Here is a 23,107-nt window from a genome sequence, read left to right as displayed (position 1 = left end):
AAGAATGAATATAATTGATGCATCAATAATTGCAATATATGTTTTACTAACGCTATTTGTTGGTATTTGGGTTTCTAAAAAAGCTTCTAAAGGATTAAACTCTTACTTTCTTGGAGGTAATAATATTAAATGGTATTTTTTAGGTTTAAGTAATGGATCTGGAATGTTTGATATTTCTGGAACAGCTTTAATGGTAGGTTGGCTTTTTCTTTACGGAGCTAAAAGTTTTATGTTAATGTGGTTATGGCCTATTTGGAATCAAATTTTTATAATGATGTTTTTAGCCGTTTGGATTAGAAGATCAAATATAATGACAGGCTCCGAGTGGATTTTAACGCGTTTTGGTGATGATAAAGCAGGTAGAGCTTCTCATAAAATTGTTGCAATTTTTGCCGTTGTAGCGGCAATTGGTTTTATAGCATACTTTTTTGAAGGTGTTGGTAAATTTATGACTGTTATTTTACCTTGGGATTTAACCTTGCAAATTGGTAATTCAATACTTTTTAATTCTGAACAGTCGTACGCATTAATTATCATATTTCTTACTACAATTTATACTATAAAAGGAGGTATGTTTTCGGTTGTTGCAACTGAAGTTTTACAATATGGTATTATGGTAATTGCAGGTATTTTAGTTGCAGGGTATGCCTTTTTTGCATTCAGTGATGCGGATATAGCGAATGTAATAACCAACGAATGGAAAAATGTATTTTTTGGTTGGGAGTTAGATACGCATTGGGACGCTTCTAAGTATCAAGCTTTTAACGATTTAGTAGATTCTGAAGGTTATAAAATGTTTGGAGCTTTAATTGGAATGAGTTTGTTTAAAGGGTTTTTTGCAAGTATTGCAGGACCAACTCCTAGTTTCGACATGCAACGTATTTTATCAACAAAAACAGTTAAGGAGGCGGCATATATGGCAGGTTTTACCAACTTAATATTGTTCATTCCAAGATATTTGTTAATTGGAGGTGTTGTAGTTATTGCATTAGTTGTGTTAACTCCTGAAATGATTGCCAATCCAAATTTAACAGGTGCAGATTTAGAAATTATATTGCCAAAAGTAATTAATTTTCACGTGCCAGTTGGTATTAAAGGATTATTGCTTGCAGGATTGTTAGCTGCATTTATGAGTACATTTTCGGCTTTTGTTAATGCTGGACCTGCATATATAGTAAACGATATTTATAAGAAATATTTTAAGCCAATTGCAAGCGATAAACATTATATAAAAGCAAGTCATATTGCCTCATTTGCAGTTGTAGGTTTAGGAGTTTTTATGGGCTTTTTTGCAGACTCTATAAACTCACTAACTTTGTGGATTACAAGTGCGCTTTTTGGTGGTTATGTAGCCGCAAACTTTTTAAAATGGATTTGGTGGAGATTTAATGGCTGGGGATATTTTTGGGGAATGTTAGCTGGTTTAATTGTAGCAAGTTTACAATTTTTATTAGATCAAAATAAAACAAACTTTACAGATGGTTCTTTACTTTATGAGTTATCTAATGTATCAGCAATCTACTTATTTCCAATAATATTTGGTTTTTCATTGCTAGGTTCTTTTTTAGGAACCTATTTTACTGCTCCAACAAATATGGAAGTGTTAAAAGCATTTTATAAAAATGTGCATCCTTGGGGTTTTTGGAAACCTGTTTTAAATGAATTAAAAAAGGATGACAAGAATGCAGAGAAAAATTCTGAATTTTGGTTGGATATGGGAAATTGCGTTGTTGGTATTATTTGGCAATCTAGTATGATTATATTGCCAATTTATTTAATGATTAGAGATTACCCAAAAACATTAATAGCATTGGTAATTTTTATTATAACCTCTGTAATTCTTAAATTTACGTGGTTAGATAGAGTAAGAAAGTTACCTAATTAGAGAGATAAATAAATTAATAAAATATAAAATAATAAGATAGTGAATACAATTCCTTGGCAAGATAAACCGGCAGATAGTAACGAAGTAATTTGGAGATATTCTGATAATCCAATTATAAAACGAGATCAAATACCTAGTTCAAACAGTATTTTTAACAGTGCTATTGTACCTTTTAAAGATGGGTTTGCTGGTGTGTTTAGATGTGATAATAAAGCAGTTCAAATGAATATTTTTGCTGGATTCAGTAAAAATGGGATCGATTGGGAGATCAACCATGAACCAATTGAAATGAAAGCTGGAAATACTGAAATGATAGATTCGGACTATAAATATGATCCTCGTGTTGTTTTTATTGAAGACCGATATTGGATTACCTGGTGCAATGGTTATAACGGCCCAACTATTGGAATTGGTTATACCTTTGATTTTGTTGAATTTTTTCAATGTGAAAATGCATTTCTTCCTTTTAATAGAAATGGTGTACTATTTCCACAAAAAATTAACGGTAAATATGCTATGTTAAGTCGCCCAAGTGATAACGGACATACACCTTTTGGAGATATTTACATAAGTTACAGTCCAGATATGAAATATTGGGGCGAGCATCGTTGTGTTATGAAAGCAACACCTTTTGAAGATAGTGCCTGGCAATGTACAAAAATTGGCGCTGGCCCAATTCCAATTTTAACCGACGAAGGTTGGTTAATGTTATACCACGGTGTAATAAATACCTGTAATGGATTTAGATACGCAATGGGAGCAGCTATTTTAGATGAAAATGAACCAGATAAGGTAAAATACAGAACGCAACCTTATTTATTAGGACCTCACGTAAATTACGAGCAAGTTGGTGATGTACCAAATGTAGTTTTTCCTTGTGCCGCTTTACACGATGTTAAAGAAGATAAATTAGCAGTATATTATGGTGCAGCAGATACTGTTGTTGCTATGGCATTCGGAAAATTAAGTGAAGTAATTCAGTATACAAAAGATAATAGTTTATAATTTTTTTAGATATGAAATTACTTAAGTTAGTCATTTTATTGTGTTTATTTACTTCAGTAAGTTGCGCACAATCAACAAATAATGTTCCTAGAAGCTATATTGCACATAAAACTTCTGAAACGATTACAATTGATGGAGAAGCAACTGAAACTTCTTGGAGTAAAACAGAATGGTCAGATACTTTTATAGATATTGAAGGCGTAAAAGAACCAACTTACAAAACGCATGTTAAAATGATGTGGGATGAAACTTACTTTTATATTTTAGCAAAAATGGAAGAACCGCACGTTTGGGCAGATATTACAGAACACGATGCCATAATTTTTCATAACAACGATTTTGAAGTTTTTATTGATCCAGATGGAGATACTTTTAATTATTACGAATTAGAAGTTAATGCCTTAAATACAGTATGGGATTTATTTATTACAAAACCATATCGCGAGAGAAATGCCGCTTTAAACGATTGGACCTTAACAGGTTTAAAATCTGCTGTTAAAGTTGATGGAACAATAAACAATCCAACAGATAAAGATCAAGGTTGGACATTAGAGTTAGCAATTCCTTGGAAGGCTTATAAAACTTCTTACTTCGAAAAAAATGTTCCTGAAAATAAACATTGGAGAGTTAATTTCTCAAGAGTTAATTGGGATTATCAATTAGAAGATGGTAAATATCAACGAAAAAAAGATGTAGCTGGTAAGTTATTACACGAATACAATTGGGTTTGGTCTCCACAAGGAGTTATAAATATGCACGAACCAGAAAAATGGGGTTATGTGTATTTTTCATCAAAAGAAGTTGGTTCAAAAGATACCTTTACAATTCCGCAAGATGATAGCGTTAAGGAGCAATTATACAACTTATACAAAGCACAAAATAGCTACCGTCAAAAGCATAAAAAATGGGCAACATCTATAGATAGTTTAACTACAAAAGCCATTATTGTAAATCATAAAACCTTGCAGCCAACAATAGAAAATCACACAACAGGTTATAATATTTCAGTAAAAAGTCCTTTTACTAACAACACATTAATTATTAAAGAAAACGGTAAAATTATTTCAAATTAAATTTATTATGAAACTACAAAAACTACTATTTTTTGCATTGGTATTAAGTATTTTTTCTTGTGAAACTACAAAAGAAAAAGCAGACGTATCAACTTCGGAAGACATTAAAACTGAAAATTCGTTTGAATTTGGAGTTTGGATTACAGCTAATAAGGAAAGAGCTAATGAAGATTATGCAAAAGAATTTGAAAAATATAAATCAGCTGGTATTGATGAAGTCTTAATTAATACAGGAACTGATCCAGAATTGTTAAAAAGAATTACACCAATTGCAACTGAAAATGGCTTAAAAGTACACGCTTGGATTATGGCAATGAACCGTCCAGGAGATACCATTGCTTTAAAACATCCAGAATGGTATGCTGTAAGTAGGGAAGGAAAATCATGTTTTGATACGCGTCCGTATGTAGGTTATTACCAATGGTTATGTCCAACAAGAGAGGAATCTCGTAATCACGTTTTAGGCTTAGTTGAAGGTTTGGCAAAAGTTGAAGGTATTGAAAGTGTACATTTAGATTATATTCGTTTTTCAGATATTTTCTTGCCAATTGGTTTGCTTCCAAAATACGATTTAGTGCAAGACGAAGAATTACCAGAATTTGATTTTTGTTATTGTGATGTTTGTGTAAGTGAATTTGAAAAATTACATCATAAGAATCCTAGAAACATTAAAAATACAGACATTGATATGGAATGGAAACAATTCCGTTTAAATGCTGTTAGAAATGTGGTGAATGATGCCTATGAAATTGTTCATAAATACAAGAAAAACTTAACCGCTGCAGTTTTTCCTTATCCTGAAATGGCAGATCATATGGTGCGTCAACGTTGGGATAAATGGACAATTAATGAAGTGTATCCAATGATTTATCACGGTTTTTATAACGAAGAAGTAGATTGGATTGGTTTTGCAACTAAACAAGGTGTTGAAGATGTTAAAGACAAAGGAATTGGTGTAAATACTGGAATTTATATGCCAGATTTTAAATCTGTTGAAGATTTTAAACAAGCAATTTTATTGGCTAAAGAAAACGGAGCAAAAGGAATCACGTTTTTTGATGGTCCAGCAATATCCGAAGAATATTTAAAAGCAATAAAAGAAACAAAAGAAAGTTTGAAGTAGTAATTTATGAAGCAGTTTGGACTTATATATATCATTTTATTTGGATTGCTTTTTGGTTGTACAAAAACAGTAACCAAACCTGAAAAACTAGTAAACTATGTAAACCCATTTATTGGAACAGATGGCCCTGGAAATACCTATCCAGGAGCAACTGTTCCTTTTGGAATGGTGCAATTAAGTCCAGATATTGGTGTTCCTGGCTGGGACAGAATTGCTGGTTATTATTATCAAGATTCTATTATTTCAGGGTTTTCTCATATGCATTTAACCGGAACTGGAGCTGGAGATTTGTATGATATTTTGGTAATGCCAACCAATAGTAAATTTTCAAAAAGAATTAAAGAAAATAGTTTTAAACCTTTTTCAAATTTTTCTCACGATAAAGAAACTGCTTCGCCAGGTTATTATTCAGTTGATTTGTTAGATTATGGTATTAAAGCTGAATTAACGGCAACTGAAAGAACAGGAATTCATAAATATACCTTTCCAAAAGACGATAATACGCAAATTCATATAGATTTGGGCTATGCATTAAATTGGGACAGTCCAACAGAAACATATATTAATGTTGTGGATAATACCACAATTGAAGGTTACAGAAAATCTACTGGTTGGGCAAAAGACCAACGTGTTTATTTTGTTATTAAAGTTTCTAAACCATTTAATTCGTATCAATTATTTAACAATGATAGTTTAACAACTTCGCCAGTTATAGCTAAAAACACAAAAATAATTTTAGAGTATGGAACTAGTAAAGGCGAACAAATTATTTTAAAAACGGGTGTTTCTACAGGAAATATTGAAGGTGCACATAAATCTTTAGCAATTGAAGCGCCTGATTTTAATTTTGATGAAATTAAACAACAAGCAGAAGCAAAGTGGGAGACCGAACTTAAAAAAATTAAAATTTCAACAACAGATACAACCAAAAAACATATTTTTTATACCATGCTGTATCAATCTATGTTAGCGCCTACCTTATTAAGCGATCATAATTCAAATTATAAAGGAGCGAATGACAATATTGTAAAAGCGGATGGTTTTAATAGATATGATACTTTTTCACTTTGGGATACGTACAGAGCTGCGCATCCATTATACACCATTCTACATCCAGAAAGAACTTCGGATATGATAAATTCTTTGTTAGCACACTATAAAGAAACTGGTTTATTACCTGTTTGGTCTATGCAAGGAAATGAAACAAATATGATGATTGGTTATCATGCTGTTCCGGTGATTGTAGATGCCTATTTTAAAGGAATTAAAAATTTTGATATTGAGCTAGCTTTTGAAGCTTGCGTTGCAAGTGCAACAGACAATTCAAGACAAATAGATGAATATATGGATCTAGGTTATGTTCCAGTTGATGAACACCATGAAAATTGGTCGGTTTCTAAAACTTTAGAATATGCTTATGACGATTGGTGTATTGCACAATTTGCAAAAGCTTTAGGTAAAACAGAAGTCTATAATGAGTTTTTAAAACGCTCCGAAAATTGGCGAAATGTGTATGATTCGCAGTCAACGTTTATGAGACCGAAATTGAAAAATGGAGCATTTGTAAATGAGTTTATTCCAAAGGAATACACACCTTATTTTTGTGAAAGTAATGCGTGGCAATACTTTTGGTCTGTGCAACATAATATTGAGGGTTTAACCGATATTATTGGAGGAAAAGAATTGTTTGAAAAAAAGTTAGACACTATGTTCTCGTTAAAGCCACTTCCTAAAGATATATTACCAATTTTTAGTACTGGAATGATTGGGCAATATGCACACGGAAACGAACCAAGTCATCATGTAGCATACTTATATAATTTCATTGAAAAACCTTGGAAAACACAAGAATTGGTGCGTGAAATTTTAGAAACTCAATATAAAAATGAACCAAACGGACATTGTGGAAACGAAGATTGTGGACAAATGTCGTCTTGGTATGTATTTAGTGCTTTAGGTTTTTATCCTGTAAATCCAGCACAGGGAATTTACGTTCTTGGTTCGCCAATTGTTGATGCTGCAACGCTAAATTTAGAAAACGGAAAAAAGTTTACTGTTGAAACTATAAACAATAGTTCAGAAAATAAATACATTCAAACTATTAAATTAAATGGTAAAATAATAGAACGAAATTATATCAAACATTCAGAAATTATGGATGGTGGAACACTGATCTTTACAATGGGAAATCTTCCAAATAAAAATTCTAAAAACACCATGGCTTCAAGTTCAAAAATGTACAAATAAAACCAAGTTTATGTCGCAAAGAAGAGATTTTATAAAAAAAGCCGCTTTAGGAACCATAGGAGTAAGCACTATTTTAAGTTGTAAAAACCTTACTGAAAAAGAAGGAGATACTGCAGGAAAAGAAGTGGTAAAGAGTCAGAAAAAACCAGTTATTATTTCAACTTGGAATCACGGTTTGCCAGCAAATGAAGAAACTTGGGAAGCGTTAAAAAATGGAAAACCAGTTTTAGATGCTATTGAAACTGGAATGAAAATTCCAGAAGCCGATCCAAAAGTAAGAAGTGTTGGTTATGGTGGTTTTCCAGATAGAGAAGGTAAAGTAACGTTAGATGCTTGTATTATGGATCACAATAGCGATTGTGGTTCGGTTTCTTTTTTACAAGGAATTAAACACCCAATTTCAGTTGCAAAAAAAGTACTTCAAAATACGCCTCACGTAATGTTGTCTGGTCAAGGAGCTCTTCAATTTGCGCTTTCCGAAGGTTTTACTGAAGAAAATTTGTTAACTGCAGAAGCAGAAAAAGATTGGAAAAAATGGGTGGAAGAGTCTAAATACAAACCTGTAATAAATATTGAAAACCACGATACTATTTCAATGTTAGTTGTAGATAATGATGGTAATATTTCTGGAGCTTGTACAACTAGTGGAGCAGCCTGGAAAATGCATGGTAGAGTAGGAGATTCTCCAATTATTGGTGCAGGATTATTTTTAGATAATGAGGTTGGCGCTGCGGCAGCAACAGGCTTAGGTGAAGCAGTAATTAGAACTGCTGGAAGTGCCATGGTTGTGGAGTTAATGCGACAAGGAAAATCACCTTTTGAAGCTTGTAAAGAAATTGTAGAACGTATTTACAATAAACATAAAAACCACAAAGATATGGAGTATTTACAAGTTGGATTTATTGCTGTAAATAAAAATGGAGAACATGCAGGTTATAGTTTACGATCAGGTTTTAACTATGCCGTTTATGATGAAGATAACGGAAATAGAATGGAAGATGCACAATTTAAGATGTCTTGGGATAATTAAAAAAGAATTAAAAAGAATTTAAAATGAAACTAATTAACAAATTTCTAGTGTTAGCACTAATAGCTTTTATGACTTCGTGTACAAAGCCAAAAGTTTTCACTGAGAGTGATATTCACATTATACCAAAACCTGTTGAATTAAAGTTACAGGAAGGTGTTTTTGAGTTTTCAACAAGCACAAAAATTGTTGCCTCAAATGCTTTTCAAGAAGCAATTGCTAAAGAATTTAGTGATAGAATGCAAACAGCTGGAGGCTTTAATATTCAAATTGTAGAGCAAGCACCAGATAACGATTTTATACAATTTAATACAAATTCAGAACTTGCAAAAGAAGCGTATACACTTTCTGTGTCAACTGCTGTAATAACAATTACTGCAAGTGAAAATGCTGGTTTTTTATATGGTTTAGAAACTGTAAGGCAATTATTACCAGTAGCAATAGAAAGTCCAAAATTGGTAGCAGATCAAGAATGGGTAATTCCAACTGTTGCAATAAAAGATGAGCCTCGTTTTCAATACAGAGGTTTAATGATAGATGTATCGCGCCATTTTTTCAAAATAGAATATTTAAAAAGCGTTATTGACCGCTTGGCAATGCATAAAATGAATGTGTTGCACTTACATTTAATAGACGATCAAGGTTGGAGAATTGAAATTAAAAAATATCCGAAATTAACTGAAATTGGAGCTTGGAGAGTTGATCAAGAAGACAAACATTGGGATGGAAGGTATAAAACTTCACCAGACGAAAAAGGAACTTATGGTGGTTTTTACACACAAGAAGAATTAAAAGACTTGGTTGCGTACGCAGCTTCTAAAAGCATAGAAGTTATTCCAGAAATTGAAATGCCAGCGCACGTTTCGTCGGCTATTGCATCCTATCCAGAATTATCTTGTCTAGAAAAACGAATAGGTGTACCTTCTGGTGGACTGTGGCCAATAACTGATATTTACTGTGCAGGTAAAGAAAATACTTTTGAGTTTTTAGAAAATGTATTGTTAGAAGTAATTGAGATTTTTCCTTCAAAATACATTCATATAGGAGGTGATGAAGCAACAAAAACCAATTGGGAAATTTGTTCGCATTGTCAAAAAAGAATGAAAACTGAAGGCCTAAAAAATGTTGAAGAATTACAAAGTTACTTTATAAAAAGAATGGAGAAATTCATCAATTCAAAAGGTAAAAAATTAATTGGATGGGATGAGATTTTAGAAGGTGGTTTAGCACCAGACGCAACCGTTATGAGTTGGAGAGGTGTAAAAGGTGGAATAGAAGCTGCAAAACAAGGACATGATGTAATTATGACTCCTGGTTCTCATTGTTATTTCGATCATTATCAAGGTCCACAAAATGAAGAGCCTTTAGCTTGGGGTGGATATACGCCATTAAGTAAAGTATACCAATTTGATCCTATTGTTGAAGATTTAACTGAAGCTGAAACAAAACACATTTTAGGTGGACAGGCAAATCTTTGGGCAGAACAAATTCAAACAGAATCACATTCTGAATATATGATCTTTCCTAGATTGGCTGCTTTATCTGAAACTCTTTGGTCAACAAAAGAATCTCGAAATTGGGAAGATTTTTCTTCAAGAATTACTACGTTATTTGAGCGTTATGATTATTTAGATATCAATTATGCAAAAAGTGCGTATTTGGTAACTGCAGATGCTACTGTGAATCTAGAAAATAAAACTGCGAGTATTACATTGCAAAATGAGTTTCCAAACCCTGAGATTAGATATGTTTTAGATGCTGATGAAATTAACGAAAACGCAATAAAATATACTGCACCTATTGAGTTAAACAAAACAACAATTATAAAAGCTTCATTGTTTAAAGATGATAAACCTGTTGGTAAAACATTAATAGACACTATTAAATTTCATAAAGCAGTAGCTCAAAAAGTTAAATATTTGGAGCCTTCTGATAAAAGATATCAAGGAGCTGGTGAGTTTAATATGGTAAATACATTGCGTGCAACTAAAAATTATCACGATAAGCAGTGGCAAGGTTGGTTAGGAAAAGATATGGAAGTTATTATTGATTTAGATACCGAAACAGAAATTTCTGAAGTTATTGTTGGTACTCTTGAAAATCAAGGGCCTTCAATCTTTTTTCCAACAGCAATTGAAGTTTCTATTTCAAATGATGGAAAACAATTTAATTCTATAGGAAAAATAGAAAGAGCTTTTAAAGCCAATGCATCTTCAGAATTAAAAGATTTTAAAGTTAAATTTGATAACCAAAATACACGTTTTGTTAAAGTAAAGGCAACTTGTTTGGCAGAGCATCCTAAAGGAGGAAGTGCTTGGTTATTTGTTGATGAAATTTTAATAAATTAGAAACATGAAAAAATACAGTTTAATATTTCTTTTAAGTTTAATTATTTTATCTTGTACTACTTCCGAAAATGAGCGTGTTACAAAGATTGAAAATCAGAAAAGTTTAGTTGATTATGTGAACCCACTAATGGGAACAGACTCTGAATTTAGTTTGTCTAACGGAAATACCTATCCAGCAATTGCAACACCATGGGGAATGAATTTTTGGACTCCAATGACTTCAAAAATGGGTGATGGTTGGACTTATAAATATGATGAGTATAAAATTAGAGGAATCAAACAAACACACCAACCAAGTCCGTGGATAAACGATTATGCTGCATTCTCTTTAATGGCAACAACAGGAGATTTAAAATTTCAGGAAGATGAACGAGCATCGTGGTTTTCGCACAAAGCAGAAACGGTAAAACCACATTATTATTCGGTTTATTTAGCTGATTATGATATTACTGCTGAGGTTTCTCCTACAGAAAGAGCGGCTCATTTTAAATTTACGTTTCCAGAATCGGAAGAATCTTATATTATGTTAGATGCCTTTTTTAAAGGTTCGATGGTTAAAATTATTCCAGAAGAACGTAAAATTATTGGCTATTGTAGAAATAATAGTGGTGGCGTTCCAGAAAATTTTCATAATTATTTTGTGGCAGAATTCGATAAAGATTTTGAAGTAAATCATACTTGGAATGATGGTTGGAAGTTAGAAGAAAATTCAATAAATAGTGAAGGTGAACATGTGGGAGCTATAATTGGTTTTAAAACTAAAAAAGGTGAAACTGTAAACGTAAAAGTTGCATCTTCATTTATAAGTCCTGAACAGGCTCAATTAAATTTAGCAAGAGAAATAGGAGCTGATACTTTTAATCAAACCAAAGAAAAAGCAAAACGAGCTTGGGAGACTGAGTTAAACAGAATTCAAATTGAAGATGATAATATAGATAATATTAGAACTTTTTATTCTAGTTTATACCGTGTGTTATTATTTCCAAGAAAATTTTATGAGTTTGATGCAAATAATGAAGTAGTGCATTACAGTCCGTATAACGGTGAAATATTGCCGGGTTATATGTTTACAGACAATGGTTTTTGGGATACCTTTAGAGCTGTTTTTCCATTTTTTAATATGATGTATCCAGAGCTAAACGGTAAAATAATGCAAGGTTTGGCAAATACTTATAAAGAATCAGGATGGTTGCCAGAATGGGCAAGTCCTGGTCATAGAGATTGTATGATTGGTTCAAATTCAGCACCTATTATTTCTGACGCTTTCTTGAAAGGTGTTGAAGATATGGATGTTGAATTATTACTAGAAGCAATGTTAAAAAATGCAACAGTTGCAGATGGAAGACCTGTAAATTCGGTTGGTAGAGCAGGATTAGAATATTATAACACTTTAGGGTATGTGCCTTATAATGTAGGTATTCACGAAAACGCAGCTAGAACATTAGAATATGCATATGCCGATTTTACCATTGCAAAAATGGCTGAAAAATTAGGAAAAACTGAAATTGCCGAAAAATACTTTAAGCAATCTATGAATTATAAAAACTTATTTGATCCAGAAACCAATTGGATGCGAGGTAAAAATGAAGATGGCAGTTTTCAATCTCCTTTTAACCCTTTAAAATGGGGAGATGCTTTTACAGAAGGAAATAGTTTACATTACACATGGTCTGTTTTTCATGATATAGATGGATTGATAGATTTAATGGGCGGTAAGGAAAAATTTGCTTCAAAATTAGATGAAGTTTTTGATATGCCACCAACTTTTGATGCTTCGTATTATGGATTTACCATTCACGAAATTAGAGAAATGCAAATTGCTAATATGGGTAATTATGCGCATGGTAATCAACCAATTCAGCATATGATTTATTTGTATAATTACGCAGGTGAACCATATAAAGCTCAAGAAAAAGTAAGAGATGTTTTAACAAAATTGTATTCGGCAACTCCTGATGGTTATTGTGGTGACGAAGATAACGGACAAACATCTGCTTGGTATGTGTTTAGTTCTTTAGGTTTCTATCCAGTTACGCCTGGTGTTGATGAATATGTGATTGGAAGTCCGTTGTTTAAAAAAGCAACACTATATTTAGAAAATGGAAACACCTTCGAAATTAATTCAAAAAATAATTCAGAAAGTAATTTTTATATAGAATCTACTAGTTTAAACAATGCTGAGTATAATAATACTTATTTAAAATTTGATGACATTCAAAAAGGAGGAATTTTACAATTTAAGATGGAAAATACACCTAATAAAAACTGGGGAAGTAATTCTGAAAACGTTCCTTATTCATTAAGTACTTCTAAAAAGTAATATTACATAAATGAAAAATTTAGTTTTTGTTTTCGCTTTATTTTTTTCTATATACTCATTTTCACAGGGTGTTTATGAGGATGAACGTTATGTGCCAGAAACGGACCCTTTGGTATTGGAAAAATTAGATGAATGGCAAGGTAAAAAGTTTGGATTATTAATGCATTGGGGAACTTATAGTCAATGGGGAATTGTAGAGTCTTGGTCTTTATCTCCAGAAGAGTACAGTTGGTGTGAAAGAACAAAAGGGGTAAATCCAAATGATTATTTTGCTTATAAAAAAGAATATGAGGGTTTAAAGAACACTTTTAATCCTGTGAAATTTAATCCAGATAAATGGGCGTTAGCAGCTAAAAATGCAGGAATGAAATATGTTGTTTTTACTACTAAGCATCATGATGGATTTACAATGTTCGATTCAAAATATACAGATTATAAAATAACAGATTCGGGAACACCTTTTTCATCAAATCCAAAAGCGAATATTACAAAAGAAATTTTTAAATCCTTTAGAAATCAGGGACTTTGGACAGGTGCCTATTTTTCAAAACCAGATTGGAACTCTGAATATTATTGGGATCCAAAGTATCCACCAATGGATAGAAATGTAAATTATTCCCCAGAAGAAAATCCTGAAAAGTGGCAAAAGTTTGTTGATTTCACTCATAATCAAATTATGGAATTAATGACAGGTTATGGTAAAATAGATATTTTATGGTTAGATGGTGGTTGGGTTGCAAAGGCTTCAAAATCAGAAATAATAGATTGGTTTACTGGGACTTTACATAATGATAATCAAGCTTATTTAAAACACAGAATGGTAAACCAAGATATAAAAATGGATGAATTGGTTGTGAAGGCTCGTGAAAAGCAACCAGGTTTAATTGTGGTTGATAGAGCTGTTCATGGTAAAAATCAAAACTATTTAACGCCAGAAAATAGAGTTCCTGAAAAAACATTGCCTTATCCTTGGGAATCTTGTATTATTTCTGGAGGTGGTTGGTCTTACACACCAGACGCTAAATATATGAGTGGTCGAGAAGGTATTCATATGTTAATTGATGTTGTGGCAAAAGGGGGTAATTTATTACTTAATATAGCTCCAAGTCCAGAAGGTGAATGGCAACAGGGAGCTTATGAATTATTAGAAGAATATGGAGATTGGATGAAAGTGAATAGTAGTGCCATATACAATACAAAACCAATTGCACCATTTAAAGAAAATAATATTTGCATGACCCAAAATAAAGATGGAAATGTTTTTTTATTTTATTTGGTTCAAGAAACAGAAAACCATATTCCATCAGAAATAATTGTGAACTCTATCAATCCTAAAAAAGGAACTAAAATAACAATGTTAGGTTCAAAAAAACGATTAAAGTGGGTAAAATTAAAAGAAGGGTTTAAAGTTTTAATCCCAAAGGAATTAAGGGATAATTTACCTTCAAAATATGCTTGGACCTTAAAAGTTGAAGCAATTAATTAATAAAATAAAAATGTTTTTGAATAAATTTTTAAATATGAAGTTAAGCTCTATTTTTTGTGCTATTTTATTTCTAGTAAGTTCGGTTTCTTTCGCTCAAGAACCAGTAGATTATGTTAATCCAATTATTGGAACCTCCAATTATGGAGCGACATTTCCTGGGCCAATTGCACCAAGAGGAATGGCAAGTATAAGTCCGTTTAATGTTGCAGGGCCACAAAATTTACCATTGGAAAAAGATAGCCGTTGGTTATCCAATCCGTATGTGCATGAAAACACGTTTTTAACAGGGTTTAGTCAGGTAAATTTAAGCGGAGTAGGATGTCCTGAATTAGGTGTTTTATTGTTAATGCCAACAACTGGCGCTGTAGAGACCGATCATTTAAAATATGGTTCAACATATTCTAATGAAGTTGCAAAAGCAGGGTATTATAGTACAGAAATTGATAAATACAATGTGAAAGCTGAATTTACAACTTCAAAAAGAGTTGGAGTTAGTAAGTTTACATTTCCAAAAGGTGAATCAAATATTTTATTGAATTTAGGTTTGGGCTTAACCAACGAACAAGGCGCAATGGTACAAGTGGTTTCTTCATCAGAAATTGAAGGAATGCGCTCTGTAGGTTCATTCTGTTATAACAGTCCAGAAGCGGCATATCCAGTTTATTTTGTAGCTAAATTTTCTAAGCCTGCCGATAATTTTGGTGTGTGGAAAAAACCAACAACTTATAAAGGAGTAGAAGCTCAGTGGATGGGTTACAATGGAAAAACTAGAATGATGGATGCTTCCACAAAAATGGTAGTTGGAGATAGTATAGGAACGTATTTTAGCTACAATTTTAATAAAACAGAAACTGTTGAGGTTAAAATTGGAGTGAGTTATGTTAGTATTGAAAATGCACGGGAAAATTTAGAGCAAGAAACCTCTAACAAAACCTTTAATGATGTTTATAAAGAAACCTATAACGAGTGGAACAAATTACTTTCTAGAATTAAAGTTGAAGGTGGTTCAAAAGATGATAAAACTGTTTTTTATACGGCGTTGTACCACACGTTAATTCATCCAAACACTTTGAACGATTTTAACGGTGAATACCCTGAAATTAAAACTGGTAAAATTGGAAAAACTGAGGGAACACGTTATACCGTTTTTTCGTTGTGGGATACGTACCGGAATGTGCATCAATTAATGTCATTGGTATATCCACAACAACAATCTAATATGATTAAAAGTATGTTAGATATGTACGATGAAAATGGCTGGTTGCCAAAATGGGAATTAAATTCTACCGAAACATTTACTATGGTTGGGGATCCAGCAAGTATTGTTATAACAGACACCTATTTAAAGGGTATTCAAGATTTTGATGTAAAAAAAGCATATAAGGCAATGTTAAAAGGTGCCGATCAAATTGAGGATAATCCAGTACGACCAGGTTTAAAAGATTATATAGAGAAAGGCTATTTAACAACTGATAATGGAGGTTCCGTTTCTACAACACAAGAATACAATGCAGCCGATTATTCTATTGCATTATTAGCTAAAGAGTTAGGGGAGAAAGATGATTATAAGCGATTTTATAATCGTTCAATTTCTTATAGAAAATTATTTGATAAAGAATTAAAATTGTTAAGACCAAGATTAAATAACGGTAATTGGTACGAACCTTTTGATCCAAATGATGGAGCTAATTTTAGCGAAAATGTGGGTTTTATTGAAGGGAATGCTTGGCAATATGCATTTATGATTCCTCATGATATTTTAGGTCTTAAAAAATTAATGGGCGGAAATAAAGGATTTACAAACCAGCTTCAAAAGGTGTTTGACACCAATCAATATGATATGGCGAACGAGCCAGATATTGCCTATCCGTTTTTATTTAATTATGTAAAAGGTGAGGAGTGGAGAAGTCAGAAATTAGTTGAAGAATTGGTGCAGCAACATTTTACAAACAAACCAGATGGTATTCCTGGAAATGATGATACAGGAACTATGTCGGCTTGGGTTGTTTATGCTATGATGGGTATTTATCCAATTGCTCCAGGAGAACCAAAATACTCCATTACAAAACCATTGTTTGATAAAATTACGATTCAGTTAGACTCAAAATATTATAAGAATAATGAGTTGATTATTGAAAAAGATACAAATGCTGACGGATATATAAAAGAAGTTTTATTGAATGGAAAAAAGCATCGTAGCTATTTTATAAATCATGATGATTTGGTAAACGGAAACAACTTAAAAATTATTTTAAAATAAAGTAAAACAATTAAAATGAAATTAAATACCCTATTTATAACCCTTTTATTTACTGCTTTTTTATCAGTAAATGCACAAGAAAGTTTAAACTATACTGTTTTTAATAATCAACCTTTAAATTTTGGAGGAGAAGTTGGTGAAGATACAGAAGTAACCCGTTTGGTTGATGGTAGAATTATCTACAAGAAAGTAACTGTTCCAAATTTTAAAAAAGGGACAGATGTAAAAATTAAGTTAACAGTTCGTTCAAATGGTGATCGTTGGGACAAGTCAGGTTCCTGTTTTGTGGTAAAAGATTTAGAAGAACTATCAATCATAAGCATAGCAAAAGATGGTAAAGAATTTCCGGCAGGTTCTGTTGTAGATAATAATTTTAAAGGAGTAAAAGCAACAGAAACGTATAAACCAGTTGTAGAATTATTACGATTTATGACACCTTTCGGTGTTGGACATTACAGCGATAATAAAGTAAAATACAGAAGACCCGTTTATATTCCGTCTTGGGAAAAAGAAGTGGTTTGGGAACAAGATATTTCCCAGTTAAAAAGTTTGGTGACCAATACTTTTTATGTTGGAGTTTGGATTGATAGTTGGACTGCCGAAGGTTATGCAGTTGATTTGGAATTAAATTATTCTAACCGTTCAAGAAAAACACAAAAGGTTCAAACCTTGGTAAATACCATTCCGTATGTAAACGGACAAGGAATTCCAGATTTCTTTGCAAGAACTCCTTTAGAGCAAACTTTTGTCTTACCTAAAAATGCTAAAAACGCTAAATTATATTATACTACTACAGGTCACGGAGGACATAGTGGTGGAGATGAATTTATAAAAATTAAAAATAGTGTTTATGTAAATAATAAATTGGTTTTAGATACTATTCCATGGAGAGATGATTGCGCTTCTTTTAGACGATTTAATCCTACATCGGGTGTTTGGATTAAAAAAGATTCGGCTTCGTATATAGATTATAAAACAAGATTGTATCAAGTAAAAGAAATTGAAGAACGCATTGCATCATCAGATTTATCCAGATCTAATTGGTGTCCCGGTTCATCTGTAAAACCTTTTGAAATTGATTTAAGTCATTTAAAAGCAGGGAAACATACTGTTAAAATTGCTATTGATGGAACTGCAGCAGATGGCGATAAGTTAAATCATTGGTTGGTTGGTGCTTATATTACTTACGAAGAATAATTTTAAATAAATTAGTATGAAAATTTTCAAGTTAGTTATTTTTTTAACTGTTTGTAGTACATTTTTTTTAAGTTCTTGTAATAATTCAAAGGAGTTACAATTAGTTACAAATGGCACTTCTAATTATGAAATTATAATTGAAAAAGAAGCTTCACATGTTGTAAAAGAAGCTTCGGAAGTCCTTCAAACTTATATTGAAAAAATTTCAACAGTTAAAATTCCAATTGTAACTAAAGAAAAACAATCTGAAAATAAACAACAACTTTTTGTTGAAGTTGAAGATATTAATAAAAATCAACTGAAAATTTTAACTAAAAATGATGAAATTCACATTGTTGGAGGTTCAGAAACTGCATTACATAATGCGGTTTATGAGTTTCTAGAAAACTATTTAAATTGTAAATGGTATTCTCCTACAGTTGAAGAGATACCAAGTTCAAAAAATATAGTTATTAAGAACAATATCAATTATTCATACACGCCAAGTATTACCACAAGAACGGTACATTCAAAATTATTTTATCAAAACCCAGAATTTGCAGCAAAGCATAAAGTAACCTCAGAAGCTTTTCCGTATTATGTTCCTTCGGCAAGAGTGCATACATTTAATAAATTTATTCCAGAGGAAATATTTTATGAAAGTAATCCAGATTATTATGCTTTAAGGGGTTCAAAAAGACTGCCTACACAATTGTGTTTAACAAACCAGAAAGTGTATGAAATTGTAAAAGATTCTGTAGCTTCATTGTTTAAACAATTTCCAAAAGCTACTGTAATTTCTGTAAGTAGCAACGATAATACGCAATATTGTACTTGTGAAAATTGTGCAGCGATTGATGCTGCAGAAGGAAGTGCAACTGGCACAATGATTCAGTTTGTAAATAAAATTGCAGCAACTTTTCCAGATAAAACAATTTCTACATTAGCCTATCAATACACGCGGAAACCATCTAAAACAAAACCCTTAAGTAATGTATTAATTACATTATGTTCTATTGAATGCGACAGAAGCGCACCAATTTCAGCTAATTGTTCAGATTTTACAGAAGATTTAATAGGGTGGAAACATATAACTGAGAACATTAGAATTTGGGATTATACTACGCAGTTTACCAATTTTTTAGCACCATTTCCTAACTTGCATACGTTGCAACCAAATATTCAACTTTTTAGTGAAAATAATGCAAAATGGGTATTCGAACAACACAGTCATAACCCAAGTGAATTGTTTGAATTACGTTCTTATATTACTGCAAAATTATTATGGAATCCAGAATTAAGTATAGAGGAGTTAATTACTGAATTTACAGAAGGTTATTATAAAGAATCAGGTGTTTATGTAAAAAAATACATTGATTTGGTTCATGAAAAAATACAAGAAAATAGTGATTTTTTCTTGTTTTTATATGGAGACCCTTCACAAGCATTTGAATCATTTTTAAATCCAGTATTGTTAAAACAATATGAAAGCTTTTTTAATGAAGCAGAAAAAGTTGCTAATTCTCCAGAAGTTTTAGATCGAATTCAATGCGCAAGAGTTAGTGTTGATTATGCCATTCTAGAAGCTTGTAAAAAAGGAATTTCAGATGATTTTAAATTGGTTATTTTGAATGAAAAAGGAACTAAAATTATAAATCCTTATGTAAATGAAAAGTTGATTAATTTTTATTTAACCTGTCAAAAAAATGGTATAACTTTAATGAACGAAATGGGTTTTACGGTTGAAGAATATTTTAATGGTTATAAAAAATCACTTGAAGTTGCAATACAACCAAACAAAGCCATTGGAAAAAAAGTAACTTTGTTAACCAAACCAAAAAAATATGCTAGTGAAGATCCACAAACCTTAACAGATGGTGCTTTAGGTGGAAGTAATTTTTATGCAAATTGGCTAGGTTTTGAAGGGAATCATTTAGAAGCTATTATCGATTTAGATACCGCTACAACTGTAAGTTCGGTTTCAACTGCTTTTTTACAAGTAAGTAATCATATTGTGTTTTTTCCTAAAAGTGTTTCTTATTATTTTTCAAATGATAACAAAAATTTCGTAAAACTTGGAACTCTAAAAAACGATGAGCCATTATCTAAAACAAGTAAGGTAAACGATATAAAATACTTTACTTTAGAGTTTTCAAAAGTGAATGCACGATACATAAAGATTGTAGCAGAAAATATGAATGAAGCTCCATATTGGCATCATGCAGCAGGTTTGCCATCTTGGATTTTTGCAGACGAAGTACTAATTAATTAAGATTTTTAAAATGAGAAATCTCTTTTTTATCGGGTTAACCATAACCTTATTATTAAGTTGTTCCAAAGAGAATGTTTTAGAAATTGCTTCTCCAAACAATACCATAGCAGTTAAACTGCATGTAAAAAATGGAAATATAAAATATACTGTAAATTATAAGGATTCTGTGTTAATTGCACCATCAACTTTGGGTTATTTATTAAAAAGCTCAAAACAGATAAATGGTAATTTTTTAGTAAATGATTTTAAAATTACAAGTGCTAATTCTATCTGGACACAAGTTTGGGGTGAAAATAAAGATATTAGCGATCATTATAATCAATTAGAAGTTTTTTTGCAGCAAAAAGTGGAGCCGTTTAGAAAAATGAATATAGTATTTAAGGTATATAATGAAGGTGTTGGTTTTAGATACGAAATTCCAAAACAAGCAAATTTAGATACTATTTTAATTTCTGAAGAGTTGACAGAATTTAATTTTTCTAAAAATTCTGATGCTTGGTTTACTCCCGCAAACTTTGATTCTTACGAGCAATTATATCAAAATGCACCTTTAAATACAATTGAAAATGCAAATACGCCTTTAACATTTGAATTTGATAATCAAGTTTTTGTTAGTATTCATGAAGCTAATTTAACCGATTATGCAGACATGACGTTGGTTAAAAACGAAGAGAAAGAGTTTTCTTTTAAAGCGAATTTAGTTCCTTGGCCAGATGGTATAAAAGTGAAGGCAAATACACCAATGGTTTCGCCTTGGCGTACTATTTTAATTGCAGATGAAGCTACAGATTTAGTTGCATCTAATTTAATCTTAAATTTAAATGAGCCTAATAAAATAAATGAAACTTCTTGGATAAAGCCAATGAAATATGTCGGAATTTGGTGGGGAATGCATTTAGGAACACATACTTGGACTTTAGGGGAACGACACGGAGCAACAACAACTGCAACAAAAAAATATATAGATTTTGCAGCTAACAATAATGTTTCTGGAGTTTTGGTTGAAGGTTGGAATACAGGTTGGGAAAATTGGGGACAAGAAAAAGCTTTTGATTTTGTTACACCTTATTCAGACTTCAATTTAAAAGAAATTGCGGACTATGCAAAAGCAAAAAATATTAATTTTATTGGACATATAGAAACTGGAGGTGATGCGGCTTATTTTGAAGAAAATTTAGATAAGATCTTTTCTATGTATAATAATTTAGGTGTAAATGCAGTTAAAACTGGATATGCTGGAGGAATTAAAACAGCAGGCCAATTTCATCACGGTCAATTTATGGTAAATCATTACAGAAAAGTGGTGGAAGTTGCGGCAAAATACCAAATTATGGTGAATGTTCACGAACCAATAAAACCAACTGGGGTTAGAAGAACTTACCCGAATATGATGACAAGAGAAGGTGCTCGAGGAATGGAGTGGAATGCTTGGAGTTCTGGAAATCCACCAGACCATTACACAATTATACCGTTTACAAGAGGTTTGGCAGGACCATTTGATTATACACCTGGAACCTTTGATGTTTTATTTAAAAATGCAAAAAATAGGGTAAAGTGGAACGATTTAGACGATGGAACATCAAGAGTAAATACTACTTTAGCTAAACAATTAAGTCTGTTTGTAATTTTGTATAGCCCAATGCAAATGGCATCCGACTTAATAGAAAACTATAAAAATCAGCCAGCGTTTAAATTTATCAAAGATTTTGGGGTTGATTGGGAAATTTCAAAAGTACTAAATGGTAAAATTGGAGACTATATAACCGTTGTTAGAAAAGAAAAAAATAGTGAAGACTGGTTTTTAGGTAGTTGTACAGATGAACATAAAAGAACTTTAGAAATTGAGTTATCATTTTTAGATCCAGATAAAAAATATAGAGCTGAAGTGTATGCGGATGCGGATGATGCTGACTGGAAAACGAATCCGCAAGCAATTGATATTTATTCAATAGAAGTTGATTCAAAAACAGTTTTAAATTTAAAATTAGCTGCAGGTGGCGGACAAGCCATTAAATTTACTCCAATAAATTAATACTTATGAAAAAAATTAGCTATTTATTAGTATTAGTCGTTTTAGTTTCTTGTTCTTCAGAAATAGAAAATTTGAATATTATGACTTACAACATTCGTTATGATAATCCGAATGATGGGGAAAACCAATGGTCTAAAAGAAAAGAGTTTTTAAGTAATCAAATTGCTTTTAATGAAGTCGATATTTTTGGAATTCAAGAAGGATTACAGCATCAAGTAACATATTTAGATAGTGTTTTTGTAGATTATAATTATATAGGTATTGGTAGAGATGATGGAAAAACCAAAGGTGAGTACAGCGCAATTTTCTACAATTCAAAAAAATTTAAAGTAATTGAAAGTAATACTTTTTGGTTGAGTGATACACCAAACGAAATATCGGTAGGTTGGGATGCTTCAATGGAACGAATTTGTACCTATGGTTTATTTGAAACTATAGAAACAAAGCGACCATTTTTTGTTTTTAATACACATTTTGACCATATTGGAACCAAAGCCAGACTTAATAGTGCCAAATTAATACTTCAAAAGATAGCTGAATTTAATTCAAACAATCTTCCTGTGCTGGTACTAGGAGATTTTAATTTAACACCAGAAACTGCTCCAATTCAACAACTTTCTAAAGAATTAAACGATTCAAAAATAGTGAGTAGATTAGAACCTTTTGGGCCAACGGGTACATTTAATGGTTTTAAATTTAATGAGCCAGTAATAGCTAGAATTGATTATATTTTTACAAGTAAAAATAATATGTCTGTTGAAAAATATGCTGTCTTAAGCGACTCAAAAGACTGTAAATATCCATCGGATCACTTACCTGTTATTATTGAAATAAAAATCAAATAATTCCATAA

General features: G+C 31.7%; 14 protein-coding genes. All 14 read left to right on the top strand.

Annotation, left to right across the window (positions count from 1 at the left end):
- Positions 1 to 4 precede the first annotated feature (4 nt).
- Genes IEW75_RS07315 through IEW75_RS07250 form a run of 14 tightly spaced genes read left to right on the top strand, consistent with a single transcriptional unit; the run spans position 5 to position 23,099 of the window.
- Positions 5 to 1,885: a sodium:solute symporter family protein gene (locus IEW75_RS07315; protein ID WP_134248757.1), complete on the top strand. Its 1,881-nt coding sequence runs from the start codon at positions 5 to 7 to the stop codon at positions 1,883 to 1,885.
- 39 nt (positions 1,886 to 1,924) lie between these two features.
- Positions 1,925 to 2,890, top strand: coding sequence for a glycoside hydrolase family 130 protein (locus tag IEW75_RS07310; protein ID WP_134248758.1), 966 nt, complete (start codon positions 1,925 to 1,927; stop codon positions 2,888 to 2,890).
- Positions 2,891 to 2,901: 11 nt separating this feature from the next.
- The gene (locus tag IEW75_RS07305) at positions 2,902 to 3,963 is read left to right on the top strand and encodes a carbohydrate-binding family 9-like protein (protein WP_134248759.1); all 1,062 of its coding nucleotides are present in this window, start codon (positions 2,902 to 2,904) and stop codon (positions 3,961 to 3,963) included.
- A 7-nt stretch (positions 3,964 to 3,970) separates the two neighbouring features.
- The gene (locus IEW75_RS07300) at positions 3,971 to 5,086 is read left to right on the top strand and encodes a glycoside hydrolase family protein (protein WP_134248760.1); all 1,116 of its coding nucleotides are present in this window, start codon (positions 3,971 to 3,973) and stop codon (positions 5,084 to 5,086) included.
- A 6-nt stretch (positions 5,087 to 5,092) separates the two neighbouring features.
- On the top strand, positions 5,093 to 7,333 hold the full coding sequence (locus IEW75_RS07295) for a GH92 family glycosyl hydrolase (protein WP_134248761.1): 2,241 nt from the start codon (positions 5,093 to 5,095) through the stop codon (positions 7,331 to 7,333).
- Between the two features lie 10 nt (positions 7,334 to 7,343).
- The gene (locus IEW75_RS07290) at positions 7,344 to 8,363 is read left to right on the top strand and encodes a glycosylasparaginase (protein WP_134248762.1); all 1,020 of its coding nucleotides are present in this window, start codon (positions 7,344 to 7,346) and stop codon (positions 8,361 to 8,363) included.
- Positions 8,364 to 8,386: 23 nt separating this feature from the next.
- Positions 8,387 to 10,708, top strand: coding sequence for a glycoside hydrolase family 20 protein (locus IEW75_RS07285; RefSeq protein WP_134248763.1), 2,322 nt, complete (start codon positions 8,387 to 8,389; stop codon positions 10,706 to 10,708).
- 4 nt (positions 10,709 to 10,712) lie between these two features.
- A complete protein-coding gene (locus IEW75_RS07280) occupies positions 10,713 to 13,028 on the top strand; it encodes a GH92 family glycosyl hydrolase (RefSeq protein ID WP_134248764.1) in 2,316 nt (771 codons plus the stop codon).
- Between the two features lie 10 nt (positions 13,029 to 13,038).
- Positions 13,039 to 14,514: an alpha-L-fucosidase gene (locus IEW75_RS07275; protein ID WP_134248765.1), complete on the top strand. Its 1,476-nt coding sequence runs from the start codon at positions 13,039 to 13,041 to the stop codon at positions 14,512 to 14,514.
- 34 nt (positions 14,515 to 14,548) lie between these two features.
- The gene (locus IEW75_RS07270) at positions 14,549 to 16,774 is read left to right on the top strand and encodes a GH92 family glycosyl hydrolase (protein WP_229714417.1); all 2,226 of its coding nucleotides are present in this window, start codon (positions 14,549 to 14,551) and stop codon (positions 16,772 to 16,774) included.
- A 15-nt stretch (positions 16,775 to 16,789) separates the two neighbouring features.
- Positions 16,790 to 17,971 carry a PNGase F N-terminal domain-containing protein gene (locus IEW75_RS07265; RefSeq protein WP_134248767.1) on the top strand — a complete coding sequence of 394 codons (1,182 nt, stop codon included), beginning with the start codon at positions 16,790 to 16,792 and terminating at the stop codon, positions 17,969 to 17,971.
- Positions 17,972 to 17,987: 16 nt separating this feature from the next.
- The gene (locus IEW75_RS07260) at positions 17,988 to 20,222 is read left to right on the top strand and encodes a glycoside hydrolase family 20 protein (RefSeq protein ID WP_134248768.1); all 2,235 of its coding nucleotides are present in this window, start codon (positions 17,988 to 17,990) and stop codon (positions 20,220 to 20,222) included.
- A gap of 10 nt (positions 20,223 to 20,232) precedes the next feature.
- Positions 20,233 to 22,254: a glycoside hydrolase family 97 protein gene (locus IEW75_RS07255; protein ID WP_134248769.1), complete on the top strand. Its 2,022-nt coding sequence runs from the start codon at positions 20,233 to 20,235 to the stop codon at positions 22,252 to 22,254.
- 5 nt (positions 22,255 to 22,259) lie between these two features.
- Complete coding sequence (locus IEW75_RS07250) at positions 22,260 to 23,099, top strand: endonuclease/exonuclease/phosphatase family protein (protein ID WP_134248770.1); 840 nt, start codon at positions 22,260 to 22,262, stop codon at positions 23,097 to 23,099.
- Positions 23,100 to 23,107 lie beyond the last annotated feature (8 nt).

It is taken from the genome of Lutibacter litoralis (assembly GCF_014646675.1).
Classification (GTDB): Bacteria; Bacteroidota; Bacteroidia; order Flavobacteriales; family Flavobacteriaceae; genus Lutibacter; species Lutibacter litoralis.
Note: the sequence above shows the minus strand (reverse complement) of the source record. Positions and strands in the feature narration are given on the sequence as shown.

Excerpts from the sequence above, each read along its gene's own strand:
- IEW75_RS07265 (WP_134248767.1), top strand. The coding sequence starts at position 16,790 with ATGAAATTAAATACCCTATTTATAACCCTTTTATTTACTGCTTTTTTA.
- IEW75_RS07300 (WP_134248760.1), top strand. The coding sequence starts at position 3,971 with ATGAAACTACAAAAACTACTATTTTTTGCATTGGTATTAAGTATTTTT.
- IEW75_RS07295 (WP_134248761.1), top strand. The coding sequence starts at position 5,093 with ATGAAGCAGTTTGGACTTATATATATCATTTTATTTGGATTGCTTTTT.
- IEW75_RS07260 (WP_134248768.1), top strand. The coding sequence starts at position 17,988 with ATGAAAATTTTCAAGTTAGTTATTTTTTTAACTGTTTGTAGTACATTT.
- IEW75_RS07250 (WP_134248770.1), top strand. The coding sequence starts at position 22,260 with ATGAAAAAAATTAGCTATTTATTAGTATTAGTCGTTTTAGTTTCTTGT.
- IEW75_RS07270 (WP_229714417.1), top strand. The coding sequence starts at position 14,549 with ATGAAGTTAAGCTCTATTTTTTGTGCTATTTTATTTCTAGTAAGTTCG.
- IEW75_RS07290 (WP_134248762.1), top strand. The coding sequence starts at position 7,344 with ATGTCGCAAAGAAGAGATTTTATAAAAAAAGCCGCTTTAGGAACCATA.
- IEW75_RS07305 (WP_134248759.1), top strand. The coding sequence starts at position 2,902 with ATGAAATTACTTAAGTTAGTCATTTTATTGTGTTTATTTACTTCAGTA.
- IEW75_RS07280 (WP_134248764.1), top strand. The coding sequence starts at position 10,713 with ATGAAAAAATACAGTTTAATATTTCTTTTAAGTTTAATTATTTTATCT.
- IEW75_RS07255 (WP_134248769.1), top strand. The coding sequence starts at position 20,233 with ATGAGAAATCTCTTTTTTATCGGGTTAACCATAACCTTATTATTAAGT.
- IEW75_RS07275 (WP_134248765.1), top strand. The coding sequence starts at position 13,039 with ATGAAAAATTTAGTTTTTGTTTTCGCTTTATTTTTTTCTATATACTCA.
- IEW75_RS07285 (WP_134248763.1), top strand. The coding sequence starts at position 8,387 with ATGAAACTAATTAACAAATTTCTAGTGTTAGCACTAATAGCTTTTATG.
- IEW75_RS07315 (WP_134248757.1), top strand. The coding sequence starts at position 5 with ATGAATATAATTGATGCATCAATAATTGCAATATATGTTTTACTAACG.